Genomic DNA, 15,206 nt, shown 5'->3' on the forward strand with positions numbered 1-15,206 from the left:
GGCGCCCGGACAGCGCGAGCCGGCCGGGCGCCGATGGCTCAACGCCGTATCAGAGCAGTTCGAGCGCCACGGCGGTGGCTTCGCCGCCGCCGATGCACAGCGAGGCGACGCCGCGCTTGCCGCCTTTCTGGCGCAGGGCGTTGATCAGGGTGAGGATGATCCGCGAGCCGGTGGAGCCGACCGGATGGCCCTGGGCGCAGGCGCCGCCATAGACATTGACCTTGGCATGATCGAGGCCGTGTTCGCGCATGGCGAGCATGGTGACCATGGCGAAGGCTTCGTTGATCTCGAACAGGTCGACGTCGTCCTTGCTCCAGCCGGTCCTGGCGAACAGGTTGGTCATCGCGCCGATCGGCGCCAGGGTGAACTCGCTCGGGTCCTGGCTCTGGGTGGCATGGCCGACGATTCGCGCCAGCGGCTTCAGGCCACGGCGCTGGGCTTCCTCGGCGGTCATCAGGACCAGCGCGGAGGCGCCGTCGGAGATCGAGCTGGCATTGGCGGCGGTGATGGTACCGTCCTTGCGGAACGCCGGCCTGAGGCTGGGGATCTTCTCCAGGTTGGCGGTCAGCGGTTGCTCGTCGTCCTTCACCACGCTCTCGCCCTTGCGGCTGGTGACGGTGACCGGGACGATTTCCGCCGCCAGCGAGCCATCGGCGATGGCGGCCTGGGCGCGCTTGAGCGATTCGATGGCATAGGCGTCCATCTCCTCGCGGGTCACGCCGTACTTGTCGGCGGTCTCCTGGGCGAACGAACCCATCAAACGGCCGGTACGGGCGTCCTCCAGGCCGTCGAGGAACATGTGGTCCTTGATCTCGCCGTGGCCCATGCGCAGGCCGCTGCGGGCTTTCTCCAGGACATAGGGCGCGTTGGACATGCTTTCCATGCCACCGGCGACCATCACCTGGTTGGTGCCAGCCTTGAGCAGGTCGTGGGCCAGCATCACCGCCTTCATCCCCGAGCCGCACAGCTTGTTGATGGTGGTGCAGCCGGTGGCGGCGGGCAGGCCGGCCGCCAGCGCGGCCTGGCGGGCCGGGCCCTGCTTCAGGCCGGCGGGCAGGACGCAACCCATGATCACTTCCTGTACGTCCTCGGCGGCGATGCCGGCGCGCTGCACCGCTTCGCGGATCACGACGGCACCCAGGTCGACCGCGGAAACGCCGGCCAGGCTGCCCTGGAAGCCGCCCATGGGAGTACGGGCGCCGGCGACGATGACGATATCGGACATGGAACGTTACCTCTTGTTCTGGATAGGGTCTGAACGATTCAGTGGGCGGATTCTATCTTGTGACCGGGAGGCTCCGAAAGGTCACGGGGCAAATCACTCTTTTGACTGATGAACAAAGCCCGCCGACGGCTCTAGAGTCGGCCTCATCCTGACAACGAACCCGCTCCCAGGTGTACGCCCCATGCTGAAGACCCGTCTCATCCCGGCCGCCGCCGGCGCTTATCAGTATCCGTTGCTGATCAAGAGCCTGATGCTTTCCGGCCGTCGTTACGAAAAGAGTCATGAAATCGTCTACCGCGACCAGGTGCGCTACAGCTACGCCACCTTCAACGAGCGCGTCGCGCGCCTGGCCAACGTACTCAGCGAGGCCGGGGTGAAGGCCGGCGACACGGTGGCGGTGATGGACTGGGACAGCCATCGCTACCTGGAATGCATGTTCGCCATCCCGATGATCGGGGCGGTGCTGCATACCATCAATATCCGCCTCTCCCCGGAGCAGATCCTCTACACCATGAACCACGCCGAGGATCGCTTCGTGCTGGTGAACAGCGAGTTCGTCCCGCTCTACCAGGCGGTGGCGGGGCAGCTGGCCACGGTGGAGCGGACCATCCTGCTCACCGACGGCACGGAGAAGAGCGCGGAACTGCCCGGCCTGGTCGGCGAATACGAGTCGCTGCTGGCCGCGGCCAGCCCGCGCTACGACTTCCCCGATTTCGACGAGAACTCCATCGCCACCACCTTCTACACCACCGGCACCACCGGCAATCCGAAAGGTGTGTATTTCAGCCACCGGCAACTGGTCCTGCACACCCTGGCGATGGCTTCGACCATCGGCAGCCTGGACAGCATCCGCCTGCTCGGTACCAGCGACGTGTACATGCCGATCACCCCGATGTTCCATGTCCACGCCTGGGGCACTCCGTACGTGGCGACCATGCTCGGGGTCAAGCAGGTCTATCCCGGGCGTTACGATCCGGAACTGCTGGTCGAACTGTGGAAGCGCGAGAAGGTCACCTTCTCCCACTGCGTGCCGACCATCCTGCAGATGGTGATGAACGCCAGGGCTGCCCAGGGCGTGGACTTCAAGGGCTGGAAGGTGATCATCGGCGGGAGCGCGCTGAACCGCTCGCTCTACGAGGCGGCCAAGGCGCGCGGCATCCAGCTGACCGCCGCCTACGGCATGTCGGAGACCTGTCCGCTGATTTCCTGCGCCTACCTCAACGACGAACTGCTGGCCGGAAGCGAGGACGAGCGCACCACCTACCGGATCAAGGCCGGCGTGCCGGTGCCGCTGGTGGATGCGGCGATCATGGACGAACAGGGCCGCTTCCTCCCGGCCGACGGCGAGTCCCAGGGCGAGCTGGTGTTGCGCTCGCCATGGCTGACCCAGGGGTATTTCCGCGAACCCGAGCGCGGCGAGGAGTTGTGGCGCGGCGGCTGGATGCACACCGGCGACGTGGCGACCCTGGACGGCATGGGCTTCATCGAGATCCGCGACCGCATCAAGGACGTGATCAAGACCGGCGGCGAGTGGCTGTCCTCCCTGGAGCTGGAAGACCTGATCAGCCGCCATCCGGCGGTACGCGAAGTGGCGGTGGTCGGGGTGCCCGATCCGCAATGGGGCGAGCGCCCGTTCGCCCTGCTGGTGGTGCGCGAGGGCCAGCAACTGGACGCCCGGGGCCTGAAGGAGCACCTCAAGCCTTTCGTCGAGCAGGGCAACATCAACAAGTGGGCGATCCCCTCGCAGATCGCGGTTGTTACCGATATTCCCAAGACCAGCGTCGGCAAGCTGGACAAGAAGCGCATCCGTATCGAGATCGCCCAGTGGCAGGAAGCTGGCAGCGCCTTCCTGTCGACCGTCTGACGGGGCTTTCCTACACCGCTGAAACGCCCGGAGGCCAAGCAAACGCTTGGTCTCCGCGTTTTCGCGACCGCCCGGTCATTCTCCATCCGCCGCAAAGGCGCGAGCCAGAGTGGTTGCGCCGCGCAAATCACACTTTCGAGGGATCAAGCGGCAGGCAGCGCTAGCTATAGTCCACGCACTCATAACAAAAAACACACATGGAGTAGCGTCGATGACAACCCGTAATCCGTTCTCGCGTCGGGCCCGGTTGCCGTTGGCCGTCAGCCTGGCTTCCTCGCTGGCGGCTCCGGCCTTTGGGGTGACCTTCAACATCGGGGAAATCGAAGGTTCCTTCGACTCGGCGTTGTCGGTCGGGGCCAGCTGGTCGACCGCCAAGCCGAACAAGAACCTGATCGGTGTGAACAACGGCGGCAAGGGACTTTCCCAGACCTCCGACGACAGCCACTTGAACTTCAAGCGTGGGGAAACGTTCTCGAAGGTCTTCAAGGGCATCCATGACCTCGAACTGAAGTACGGCGATACCGGTGTGTTCCTGCGCGGCAAGTACTGGTACGACTTCGAACTGAAGGACGAGCACCGCGAGTTCAAGGACATCGACGACAGCGGCCGCAAGACCCTGGCCAAGTCCTCCGGCGCCGAACTGCTCGACGCCTTCATCTACCACAACTATGCCATCGGCGATCTGCCGGGCAGCGTGCGCCTGGGCAAGCAGGTGGTGAACTGGGGCGAGAGCACCTTCATCCAGAACGGCATCAGCGCCATCAACCCGATCGACGTCACCGCCTTCCGCCGGCCCGGCTCGGAGATCAAGGAAGGCCTGATCCCGGTGAACATGTTCTACCTGTCGCAGAACCTCACCGACAACCTGTCCGCCGAAGGCTTCTACCAGATCGAGTGGGACCAGACGGTGGTCGACAACTGCGGCACCTTCTTCTCCCAGCCGGACGTGGTGGCCGATGGCTGCGACCAGAACCTGGCGGTGCTGACCAACAACAAGGCGTCCATCAACCTGCTCAACAACGTGCTCGCCGGGGCTGGCCTGAGCGTTACCCCGTCGCCCTGGGACGAGGGCATCCTGGTCCGCCGCGGGCCGGACCGCGACGCTCGCGACAGCGGCCAGTACGGCTTCGCCCTGCGCTACTTCGCCGACGAACTGAACACCGAGTTCGGCGCCTACTACATGAACTACCACAGCCGCCTGCCGATCTTCAGCGGCCAGGGCGCCTCGGCCAGCACCATGGCGGCGATCAATGACCTCGCCACCCGCCTCGCCGCGATCAACCCGGCACTGGCCGCCCAGGCCGCGGCGGCGGCCACCGCCGGCAACTCCAGCTACTTCATCGAGTACCCGGAAGATATCCGCATGTTCGGCCTGAGCTTCTCCACCACGTTGCCCAACGGCACCGCGTGGAGCGGCGAAGTCAGCTACCGGCCCAACGCGCCGGTGCAGCTGAACACCACCGACATCCTCTTCGCCGGCCTCGACCCGGTGAGCATCGGCGGCAACCGCCCCTACGACAACGCCTCGGTGCTGAACGGCCAGGCCGGGCAGGACCTGCACGGCTATCGGCGCAAGGAGATCACCCAACTGCAGACCACCCTGACGCACTTCTTCGACCAGGTGATGGGCGCCGAGCGCCTGACCCTGGTGGGCGAGATCGGCTGGACCCACGTCGGCGGCCTGGAAAGCACCTCCAAGGCACGCTACGGGCGTGACCCGGTCTTCGGACCGGGGCCGCTGCCGGGGACCATCTCCGGCCTGGCCAGCTGCCAGGCGCTGAACATCAGCACGCTGGGCACCGCCGAAGCGAACAACGTCAGCCGCTACTGCGAGAACGATGGCTATACCACCTCGGACGCATGGGGTTATCGCGCCCGTGCGATCTGGGACTACAACGACGTGTTCATGGGCGTGAACCTCAAGCCCAGTGTGGCCTGGTCGCACGACGTCGATGGCTATTCGCCCGGCCCCGGCGCCAACTTCGAGGAAGGCCGCAAGGCGGTCAGCCTGGGGGTGGACGCGGAGTACCAGAACACCTACACCGCGAGCCTCTCCTACACCAACTTCTTCGACGGCAAGTACACCACCGTGGACGATCGCGACTTCGTCGCGCTCAGCTTCGGCATGAACTTCTGATGTACGCCGGCCCGGTGCGAACCGGGCCGGCGAGCAGGACTTAACGAGGACGACGAGCGAATGAAAACAACGAAGATTCTTCTGCATACCGGTGTACTGGCCCTGAGCCTGCTGGCCACCCAGGTGATGGCGGCGGTATCCGCCGACGAGGCGGCCAAGCTCGGCACCAGCCTGACTCCGTTGGGGGCGGAGAAGGCCGGCAACGCCGACGGCAGCATCCCCGCCTGGGATGGCGGCCTGGCGACCAACGCCGGCAGCGTCGACAGCCGTGGCTTCCTCGCCAACCCCTATGCCAGCGAGCAACCGCTGTTCACCATCACCGCGCAGAACGTCGACCAGTACAAGGACAAGCTGACTCCCGGCCAACTGGCCATGTTCAAGCGCTACCCGGATACCTACAAGATCCCGGTATACAAGACCCACCGCAGCGCCACCGTCCCGGCGGCGGTGCAGGAGGCGGCCAAGCGCAACGCCACCACCACCAAGCTGGTGGAAGGCGGCAACGGCCTGGAGAACTTCGATACCGCCAACCCGTTCCCGATCCCGCAGAACGGCCTGGAGGTGATCTGGAACCACATCACCCGCTATCGCGGCGGCAGCGTCCGGCGCCTGGTGACCCAGGCCACTCCGCAGGTCAACGGCTCCTACCAGCTGGTCTACTTCCAGGATGCCTTCACCTTCCGTACCAACCTGAAGGACTACAACCCGAACAAGCCGAGCAACGTGCTGTTCTACTTCAAACAGCGGGTCACCGCGCCCTCGCGCCTGGCCGGTAACGTGCTGCTGGTCCACGAGACCCTCAACCAGGTCAAGGAGCCGCGCCTGGCGTGGCTCTACAACGCCGGCCAGCGCCGCGTGCGGCGGGCTCCGCAGGTGTCCTACGACGGTCCCGGCACCGCCGCCGACGGCCTGCGCACCTCGGACAACTTCGACATGTACAACGGTGCGCCGGACCGCTACGACTGGAAGCTGGAAGGCAAGAAGGAAATCTACATTCCCTACAACAGCTACAAGCTCGACGATCCGAAGATCAAGTACAGCGAAATCGTCAAGGCCGGCCACATCAACCAGGACCTGACCCGCTACGAGCTGCACCGCGTCTGGCATGTGGTCGCGACCCTGAAGCCGGGCGAGCGGCACATCTACGCCAAGCGTGACTTCTACATCGACGAGGACACCTGGCAGGCCGCCGAGATCGACCATTACGACGGTCGCGGCACCCTGTGGCGCGTGGCCGAGGCGCATGCCGAGCAGTACTACGACAAGCAGGTGCCCTGGTACGCGGTGGAAACCCTCTACGACCTGCTCTCCGGCCGCTACCTGGCGCTGGGCATGAAGAACGAGGAGAAACAGGCCTACGACTTCAACTACAGCGCTTCGGAAAGCGACTACACTCCGGCGGCGTTGCGCCAGGAAGGGGTACGCTGAGAAACGGCGTTCCTAGCCACGAAGAAACCGGCCTTGTGCCGGTTTCTTCGTTTTCGCGGGTGGCGCTGCCGCTCCGGCCGTCAATTCATTACAAAGTGTTTTCCCGCCTCGCCCGCGGATTCCGTCGTCGCCATCCTCCCGGCGGGCACCTGTGTGGCCGGGAAACGTTTGCCGCGCCTGGACCGCGCCGGGAAACCGGTCTTTCCTTGGTTATCGAGCTGAAGCGCCGGTGCGCTATTTCGTCCGAGCCGATGGATAGTGCTTCAAATAGCCATCACTTGTGGTTAGTCTCCGGAGCGTTCACGCCCCATACATAAACCAAGAAACCGGGTGATGACTGACTTCTCGCGTACCTTCTCGGGCACTCCATCCGCCGTCCTGCCGACGGCCAACCGCTTTTTCCGCCCCCCGCTGCCGTCGGCCCATGTGGCGCGCCCGCGTCTTTGCCGTCGACTGCGCGACGGACTGGACGGTCGCCTGCTGCTGATCGCTGCGCCCGCCGGATTCGGCAAGAGTTCCCTGGCCATCGAGTTCTGCGAAAGCCTCGACCCGCGCTGGCAGAGCCTCTGGCTGGGACTGAGCAGCCGCGAGAGCGATCCCGGACGTTTCCTCGAACGCCTGCTCGATGGCTTGCGACAGTACCACCCGACCCTGGGCGAAGAGGCCCTTGGCCTGCTGAAGATGCGCCAGCGCCACCAGCCGTTCGCCTTCGAGACCTGGCTCGACGACCTGCTCGACGAACTCGGCCCCTGCCTGGACCCGCAGCGTCCCCTGCTGCTGGTGCTGGACGACTACCACCTGGCCCAGGGCGCGGTGCTCGACCGCTGCCTGCAATTCCTCCTCAACCACCTGCCCGAAGGCCTGGTGCTGCTGGTCACCAGCCGGCAGCGGCCGGACTGGCACCTGGCGCGCCTGCGCCTGTCGCGGCAATTGCTCGAACTCAGCGAACAGGACCTGCGCCTGACCGCCGAGGAGAGCGGGGCGCTGATGGCCGCCAGCGGCCTCGAACTCGACGAGGACGCGCTGGACGCGCTGCTCGAGCGCAGCGAAGGCTGGGTCGCCGGGCTGCGCCTCTGGCTGCTGGCGCGCGGCGATCCAGAGGAGCAGGTCAGTCCCGGGGTACACGGCGCCGACGAGCTGATCCGCGACTACCTGCTGGAGGAGGTGATCGAGCGGCAGCCGTCCGAGGTCCAGGCGTTCCTCGCCCAGACCGCACGCTTCGAGCGCTTCTGCGCCGAACTCTGCGATACCGTGCGCGAGGCCGGCGACAGCGCGGCGATCCTCGACCACCTGCAGCAGCACCAGGTCTTCCTCGTGCCGCTGGACGAAAACGGCCAGTGGTTCCGCTACCACCACCTGTTCTCCGACCTGCTGCTGGCGCGTCCCTTGCCCGACTTCGGTCCGTCCGCCGGCTCCCTGCACCTGCGCGCCTGCGGCTGGTTCAGCCGCCATGGCCTGCTCGACCAGGCGGTGGAGCAGGCGCTGCGCGCCGGCCAGCCGGACGTGGCGGCGAGCCTGGTGCAGAACCTGTCGGAAGAGCAACTGCTGGCGGAGCAGAACATCGCCACCCTGCTGCGCTGGAAGATGGACCTGCCGGACAGCCTCCTGGCGAGCACGCCGCGCCTGATCCTGCTGTACGGCTGGGCGCTGGCGCTGGCCTGCCAGCTGGATGCCGCGGAAGAGCTGGCTGGCCAACTGGCGCGTTTCCTGCCGGCGCCGGACGAGTCTGCGCAGCGCGACCTGCTGGCCCAGTGGCAGGCCCTGAGCGGGGTGATCGCGCGCGGCCGCGGCGACATCGACAAGGCCGAGGCGCACTGCCGCGAGGCCTTGCAGGACCTCGCCGGGGAGCGCTATGGCACCCGCCTGCAATGCCTGTCGACGCTGAGCAACCTGGCGGTGACCCGTGGCGACTTCTGGCAGGCGCGCAACTACAACCGCGACGCCCTGGAGTTCGCCCAGCGCTACGGCAACCCGCTGTTCGAGGCACTGGTCCATTACGACCGCGCCCGCGTCCTCCAGGCGCGCGGCGAGGTGGCGCGCGCTGAGGAGGAGGTGCGCCAGGGCCTGGAACGCCTCCAGCACCTGCCGGCGCAACGCCGCTACGCGGTGCGCGGGCGGCTCCTGCTGTACCGCGGCTACCTGCGCAGCCTGGCGCTGCAGCCGGACGAAGCGCGCAAGTGGATCAAGCAGGGAATCGAGGAAACCCGCAGTTGCCGGGATGTCAGCCTGGTGATCGGCTATTGCGTCCTGGCCAGCCTGGAAGGGCGCCTGGGCAACTACGCGGCGGCGTTCGCCCGGCTTGGCGACGTCGAGCGGCTGATGCATGCCTGGGATATCCCGCCGATCTACTACCTGGCGGCGATCACCCTGATCAAGTGCGAACTCTGGCTGGCCCAGGGCCAGACCGAACTGGCCGGCGTCTGGCTACAGCGCCTGGGCGGCACCTACGGCGGGCAGGCGGCCACGCCGCCGGAATGCAGTCCGCTGCTGCCGCTGCATGTGGAGTTGCTCCAGGCCGGCCTGGAGCGCCGCGAAGGACGCCCGGAGGAGGCCGCCCGGCGTCTGGATCGGCTGGCCCGCTCGACGCGGGAGAACGGCGCATTGCTGCCGGCTCGCCTGGCCCTCGGCCAACTGGCCGCGCTGCACCTGGAGCAGGGCCGCGAGCGCGAGGCGCTGGCGACCCTGCAACAAGCCATGGAGGGCGCAGTCGGCGGAGCCTTGCTGCCGCTCCACGAATTGCTCGTGCAGCAGCCGGAATGGTTGCGCGAACAGTTGCAGCGCTTCCCTGCCTGTCCCGGCGCCCAGCGCATGCGCGCGCTGTTGCCGGAGCCGCCCGCCGAGCCCGTGGGCAGTGCGGGCGAGGTGCTCAGCGGGCGCGAACTGGCGGTGCTGGAGCTGATCGCCCAGGGGTTGTCCAACCAGGAGATCAGCGAGCGGCTGTTCATCTCGCTGCATACGGTGAAGAGCCACGCCCGCCATATCAACGACAAGCTCGGCGTCGAGCGCCGCACCCAGGCGGTGGCGCGGGCCAAGCACATGGGGTTGTTGCGCTAGGCGCGCCACCCCATGTGCCTGGCGTGCTGGCTCAGGGCTTCCAGCGTCGCAGGAGCAGGGCGTTGCCGACCACGCTGACGCTGGAGAAGGCCATCGCCGCGCCCGCCACCATCGGGTTGAGCAGGCCGAAGGCCGCCAGCGGGATGCCGATCACGTTGTAGATGAAGGCCCAGAACAGGTTCTGGCGGATCTTCGCGTAGGTCCGCCGCGAGATGTCCAGCGCCGCCGGCACCAGGCGCGGGTCGCCGCGCATCAGGGTGATGCCGGCGGCGTGCATGGCCACGTCGGTGCCGCCACCCATGGCGATGCCGACGTCTGCGGCGGCCAGCGCCGGGGCGTCGTTGATGCCGTCGCCGACCATCGCCACCACCCGGCCCCGGCCTTTCAGCTCGGCGACCGTGGCGGCCTTGTCCGCCGGCAGCACTTCCGCGTGTACGTCGTCGATGCCCAGGGCCTTGGCCACCACCGCCGCGCTGCCGCGGTTGTCGCCGGTGATCAGGTGGCTGTGGATATCCCGTTCGCGCAGGGCCTCCACCGCTTCGGCGGCGCCGTCCTTGAGGCTGTCGCCGAAGGCGAACAGGCCGAGCACGCGTTTCTCCGGAGCCAGTTCCAGCAGCCAGGACAGGGTGCGGCCCTCGGCCTCCCAGTCCGCGGCTGCACTCGCCAGCGCGCCGGGCTTGAGTTCCTGCTCGTCGAGCAGGCGGCGGTTGCCTAGGGCCAGCCGGCGACCCTCGACCTCGCCCTGGATGCCGCGACCGCTGAGGGCCTGGCTGGCGTTCACCGGCGGAACCTCCAGGTCGCGCTCGGCGCAGCGCTCGAGCACGGCCTTGGCCAGCGGGTGCTCGCTGCCGCGTTGCAGGGCGCCGGCGAGCCTGAGCAGTTGCTCCTGATCGTCGCCGCCGAGGTGGATGATCTGCGGTCGCCCGGAGGTCAGGGTGCCGGTCTTGTCGAAGGCCACGCTGGTGACCGCATGGGCGACTTCCAGGGACTCGGCGTCCTTGATCAGGATGCCGTGGCGTGCGGCCACGCCGGTGCCGGCCATGATCGCGGTCGGGGTGGCCAGGCCGAGGGCGCAGGGGCAGGCGATCACCAGCACCGCCACGGCGTTCACCAGGGCCTGCTCCAGGCCGACCCCGGCGACCAGCCAGGCGCCGAGGGTGACCAGTGCGATGAGGATCACCACCGGGACGAAGACCTGGCTGACCTTGTCCACCAGCTTCTGGATCGGCGCCTTGGCGGCCTGGGCGTCTTCCACCAGGCGGATGATCTTCGCCAGCACCGTTTCCCCGCCGAGCGCGGTGGTGCGCAGGAGCAGGCGGCCTTCGCCGTTGATCGCGCCGCCGGTGACCTTGTCGCCGGGAGCCTTGGGCACCGGCAGGCTCTCGCCGGTGATCAGCGCCTCGTCGGCGTGGCTGCTGCCGTCGAGCACCTCGCCGTCCACCGGGAAGCGTTCGCCGGGACGCACCACCACCTCGTCGCCGAGGCGCAACTCGGCGATCGCCACCTCTTCCTCGCGACCGTCGCGCAGGCGCACCGCGCGCTCCGGGCGCAACGCCTCGAGGGCGCGGATGGCGCTGGCGGTCTGGCGCTTGGCGCGGCTTTCCAGGTACTTGCCGAGGAGGATCAGGGCGATCACCACGGTCGAGGCTTCGAAGTAGAGGTGCGGCATGTGGCCGGGCGGGGCGGTCAGCCAGAGGTAGACGCTGAGGCCGTAGCCGGCGCTGGTGCCGAGGGCGACCAGCAGGTCCATGTTGCCGGCACCGGCTTTCACCGCGCGCCAGGCGGAGACATAGAAGCGCGCGCCGATGACGAACTGCACCGGGGTCGCCAGGAGGAACTGCGCCCACGGCGGCAGCATCCAGTGCAGGCCGGCCCATTCCACCAGCATCGGCAGCACCAGCGGCAACGCCAGCAACAGCGCGGCGATCACCCACCAGCGTTCGCGGCGCAGGCGGCGCTCGGCATCGTCCTGGCGTGGTTGCCCCGCGTCGAGCAGGCGGGCCTTGTAGCCGGCCTGTTCCACCGCCTGCAGCAAGGCCTGGCTGTCCACGGCGCCGAGCAGGTCGAGGTGGGCGCGCTCGCTGGCCAGGTTGACGCTGACCTCGCGTACGCCGGGCACCTTCTTCAGCGCCCGCTCGACCCGGCCGACGCAACTGGCGCAGGTCATGCCCTCGATGGACAGTTCCAGGCTGCGCGCCGGAACCTGGTAGCCGGCCTGCTCGACCGCCGCCACCAGGGCCGGCAGGCTGTCCGCCGGGGCCTGTACGCGGGCCTGCTCGCTGGCCAGGTTGACCGAGGCGGCCGCGACCCCGGGCACTTTCTTCAGGGCTCGTTCGACACGGCCGGCGCAGGACGCGCAAGTCATGCCGCTGACCGGCAGATCGAGCTCGGTTAGCGTGGCGCTGTTCATGAGTCCTCCTTGGAATGGACAGAAGTGGCACCGCAGACGCCCTGGGAGGCGCCGGTGAGATCTGTCGCCAGGTTCAGCCTTGACATCGTGTCAAGGTCAAGCCCCGGATTCATACAGGAAGGCGGCGCAGGGCGCAGTGGCGGCTTTATGTCGCAGGGGCAGGGGGGAGGGGGAATGGCGCTGGAAAACCGTTGCGGCACGGAAAAGCGCAGGGTTTTCACAGGGGTGGGACCGATAACACTAGACCTCGCGAAGGGCTGCGCCAAGGTATTTCGTCGCTTGCGGAAAAAAAACCTGCTGATGACGAAAAGTACTTTTTACCGTCATATTTTTTGCGGTATTTGTGGAACCGTAGACCGCCGAACCCTGCAGCACAGGTGGCGGCCCCGGCCCTCACCTCTGCTGTCAGGCTCTCCCCACCGGAAGAGAGAAGGCGGCTCGCCCCCCGGCGGAGCGCCGACCCGGCATTCCGTCGCCAGGCCCTTAGCAGAAGGTGATCGCGTATGGATGACCACGGACGTTCCCGCCCCACCCAGCCCACCCTGTACGTCCTCGATACCAATGTCCTGATCCACGATCCGAATGCCCTGTTGAACTTCCAGGAACACCGCGTCGCGATCCCGATGACGGTGCTCGAAGAGCTGGACAAGCTGAAGACCGGAAAGCACACCATCGCCGCCGAGTGCCGCCAGGCCATCCGCCTGATCGACCAGGTACTCGGCGAGGCCACGCCCGAGCAGGTCGAGGGAGGGGTACCGATCCAGCGTGGCAAGAACGGCCCCAGCGGCAGCCTGTCGATCCTCATGAGCAAGCGTGCCGAGCCCATCACCTGGCTGCCGGAGCACCTCAACGACAACAAGATCATCAACCAGTTGGTCGAGCTGAAGAGCCGCCACAGCGGCGTACGCGTGGTGCTGGTGACCAAGGACATCAACATGCGCCTGAAGGCGCGCGCCTGCGGGGTGGACGCGGAGGACTACCACACCGACCAGCTGATCGACGACGTGGCCCTGCTGTCGCGCGGCTACCATTCCCTCGCCGGCTCTTTCTGGGACCGCGTGAGCAAGGTCGAGACCCGCCAGGACCACGGCCGTACCTGGCATCGCGTGCAGCTCACCGACAACCTGCCGGCGGTGCACATCAACGAGTTCATCGTCGACGAACAGGGCTTCGTCGGCTGGATCAAGGGCATCCAGCAGGACGAGCTGACCATCCTCGACCTGCACCAGGAGCCGCTCCTGCACCAGGAAGCCTGGGGCCTGCGGCCACGCGACGTGTACCAGTCGCTGGCGCTGTACGCGCTGCTCGACCCGGACATCCACCTGGTCAACCTGTCCGGTGCCGCCGGTTCCGGCAAGACCATCCTGGCGCTCGCCGCGGCCATCGAGCAGACCATGGTCAGCAAGCGCTACCGGCGCATCATCGCCACCCGCAGCGTGCAGGGCCTGGACGAGGACATCGGTTTCCTGCCCGGCACCGAGGCGGAAAAGATGGAGCCCTGGCTCGGCGCCATCACCGACAACCTCGAAGCGCTGCACATGGACGACGAATGCACCCATGGCAGCGTCGACTACATCCTCAGCAAGGTGCCGTTGCAGTTCAAGTCGCTGAACTACATCCGCGGGCGCAGCTTCCAGCAGAGCCTGATCCTCATCGACGAATGCCAGAACCTCACGCCGCACCAGATGAAGACCATCATCACCCGCGCCGGCAGCGGTTCGAAGGTGATCTGCCTGGGCAACCTGGCGCAGATCGACACGCCCTACCTGTCCGCCACCAGCTCCGGCCTGACCTACCTCACCGAACGCTTCAAGGACTTCCCCCACGGCGTGCACGTGACCCTGCAAGGGGTGCCGCGCTCGGTGCTGGCGGAGTACGCCGAGGCGCATATGTAACCACGCGGCGTCGCAGGCGTTGCGCTGCGCCCGGCCTCGAGCCGGGCGCAGCGGCTGGCGTTCACGGATCTGCAACATGTCCTAGACTTCGGGCCCCAGTTCCGGGAGTCCGCCGTATGGCTTTCGCCGCATCCGTGATTCGCACCGTTTCCGGCCTCGAAGTCGAGGTCATGCATGCCTATGCCAGGATCGTCGAGGGCACCGACCCGGAAGCGCTGCACGATCTGCGCGTCGCCGCCAGGCGCCTGCGCAGCCTGTTGAAACCGTTGCGCCTGGGGGCTCTGGCCGAGGACCTGGATCGCGCGGCGAAAGCCCTCGGGCAGGCCACCAATCCGATCCGCGACATGGAAGTGATGGCGGCCGAGCTGGAGCGCCATGGCCTGCTGATTCCGGCTTCGCTGCGCAGGCAGGCGGTGCTCCGCTGGTATCGGCAGGCAGGGAGCAGTCCACAGATCAAGGATTTGCTGGACGCGCTGGACGCCTGGCCGGACGGTGTCCGGCGGGCGATGACGGAAGGTCGCCTCGACGATCTCGAGGCGGAGGCGAGCAAGCGAATCAGGCACCAGTTGCGCAAGCTGCTGGCGGCGCTCGACGATCCCGGACACGATCTTCACGACATCCGCCTGTTGGTGAAGCGCGCACGTTATTCGCAGGAGGCCTACCCGGACCTCTGCCCCCTGCCGGGAAAGGTGCTCGACACGCTGAAAACGCTACAGACCATGCAGGGGGATTGGCACGACCACCAGCAATGGTGCCTCAGGGCCGAAGAGCAGGCCGACCTGCGCCCCCTGAGCGCGGAATGGCGCAGGTCCGAGGCCGCCGCCCTGGACCGGGCCGAGGAATCCGTTCGGCGCCTTGCCAGGTTGCTGGGGAAAGCCATCGGCCGCACCTGAGCGGGTCGGCTACCTGGCCTGGCGGATTATCCGGGGCTTGGGCGAACCGGGCAGCGCGTGGGGGGCTTCGATCCGCTCGCGCAGTTTGCGCAGATATTCCCGACCTTCCCGTTCGGTATGGAAGGGGATGCGATAGGCGCCGACCTGGACGATCCATCCGCCCTTGGTCGAAGGGTGCATTCGCAGTTGCATGGGGCACCTCCCTGTGGGCCCTGTCCAGCGCTCCCGGCGCGGTATAGGTATTGACCAACGCTAGTCGAGCTTTCTCGACGACGTCATCAAACCTTCATCTACCTGTCA

Annotated in this window: 9 protein-coding genes; 6 read left to right on the top strand and 3 right to left on the bottom strand. The window is 67.0% G+C overall.

Annotated features, from left to right (window positions below):
* Positions 1-49: 49 nt before the first annotated feature.
* Positions 50-1,225 (bottom strand): acetyl-CoA C-acyltransferase, encoded by a 1,176-nt coding sequence (locus tag LT948_RS04090; protein WP_003118278.1) that lies wholly within the window; start codon positions 1,223-1,225, stop codon positions 50-52.
* Positions 1,226-1,406: 181 nt separating this feature from the next.
* Between LT948_RS04090 and LT948_RS04095 the strand changes: the two genes are divergently transcribed.
* The 4 genes from LT948_RS04095 (at position 1,407) to LT948_RS04110 (ending at position 9,708) form a co-directional block, all read left to right on the top strand.
* On the top strand, positions 1,407-3,089 hold the full coding sequence (locus tag LT948_RS04095) for a fatty acid--CoA ligase (RefSeq protein ID WP_003453903.1): 1,683 nt from the start codon (positions 1,407-1,409) through the stop codon (positions 3,087-3,089).
* Between the two features lie 211 nt (positions 3,090-3,300).
* A complete protein-coding gene (locus LT948_RS04100; RefSeq protein ID WP_003132618.1) occupies positions 3,301-5,226 on the top strand; it encodes a DUF1302 domain-containing protein in 1,926 nt (641 codons plus the stop codon).
* 60 nt (positions 5,227-5,286) lie between these two features.
* A complete protein-coding gene (locus LT948_RS04105; RefSeq protein WP_003103009.1) occupies positions 5,287-6,654 on the top strand; it encodes a DUF1329 domain-containing protein in 1,368 nt (455 codons plus the stop codon).
* A gap of 333 nt (positions 6,655-6,987) precedes the next feature.
* Positions 6,988-9,708, top strand: a complete 2,721-nt coding sequence (locus LT948_RS04110) for a LuxR C-terminal-related transcriptional regulator (protein WP_023092465.1) — start codon at positions 6,988-6,990, stop codon at positions 9,706-9,708.
* A gap of 31 nt (positions 9,709-9,739) precedes the next feature.
* Here the strand turns inward: LT948_RS04110 and copA1 are convergent, their stop codons facing one another.
* A complete protein-coding gene (copA1, locus tag LT948_RS04115) occupies positions 9,740-12,118 on the bottom strand; it encodes a copper-translocating P-type ATPase CopA1 (protein ID WP_003110791.1) in 2,379 nt (792 codons plus the stop codon).
* 503 nt (positions 12,119-12,621) lie between these two features.
* On the opposite strand from copA1, the gene LT948_RS04120 reads away from it, so the two are divergent.
* Positions 12,622-14,013 (top strand): PhoH family protein, encoded by a 1,392-nt coding sequence (locus tag LT948_RS04120; RefSeq protein WP_003093038.1) that lies wholly within the window; start codon positions 12,622-12,624, stop codon positions 14,011-14,013.
* Between the two features lie 116 nt (positions 14,014-14,129).
* Positions 14,130-14,906, top strand: coding sequence for a CHAD domain-containing protein (locus LT948_RS04125; protein ID WP_023092466.1), 777 nt, complete (start codon positions 14,130-14,132; stop codon positions 14,904-14,906).
* 9 nt (positions 14,907-14,915) lie between these two features.
* On the opposite strand, the gene LT948_RS04130 is transcribed toward LT948_RS04125, so the two are convergent.
* Positions 14,916-15,098, bottom strand: a complete 183-nt coding sequence (locus tag LT948_RS04130; RefSeq protein ID WP_003110789.1) for a hypothetical protein — start codon at positions 15,096-15,098, stop codon at positions 14,916-14,918.
* Positions 15,099-15,206: the final 108 nt, after the last annotated feature.

Origin of the sequence: Pseudomonas sp. CP-1 (genome assembly GCF_021213715.1) — a bacterium.
Lineage (GTDB): Bacteria > Pseudomonadota > Gammaproteobacteria > Pseudomonadales > Pseudomonadaceae > Pseudomonas > Pseudomonas aeruginosa.

Bases quoted from the DNA above. Each gene is read 5' to 3' on its own strand.
- LT948_RS04110 (WP_023092465.1), top strand. From the start codon at position 6,988: ATGACTGACTTCTCGCGTACCTTCTCGGGCACTCCATCCGCCGTCCTG.
- LT948_RS04090 (WP_003118278.1), bottom strand. From the start codon at position 1,225: ATGTCCGATATCGTCATCGTCGCCGGCGCCCGTACTCCCATGGGCGGC.
- LT948_RS04120 (WP_003093038.1), top strand. From the start codon at position 12,622: ATGGATGACCACGGACGTTCCCGCCCCACCCAGCCCACCCTGTACGTC.
- copA1 (WP_003110791.1), bottom strand. From the start codon at position 12,118: ATGAACAGCGCCACGCTAACCGAGCTCGATCTGCCGGTCAGCGGCATG.
- LT948_RS04130 (WP_003110789.1), bottom strand. From the start codon at position 15,098: ATGCAACTGCGAATGCACCCTTCGACCAAGGGCGGATGGATCGTCCAG.
- LT948_RS04100 (WP_003132618.1), top strand. From the start codon at position 3,301: ATGACAACCCGTAATCCGTTCTCGCGTCGGGCCCGGTTGCCGTTGGCC.
- LT948_RS04105 (WP_003103009.1), top strand. From the start codon at position 5,287: ATGAAAACAACGAAGATTCTTCTGCATACCGGTGTACTGGCCCTGAGC.
- LT948_RS04125 (WP_023092466.1), top strand. From the start codon at position 14,130: ATGGCTTTCGCCGCATCCGTGATTCGCACCGTTTCCGGCCTCGAAGTC.
- LT948_RS04095 (WP_003453903.1), top strand. From the start codon at position 1,407: ATGCTGAAGACCCGTCTCATCCCGGCCGCCGCCGGCGCTTATCAGTAT.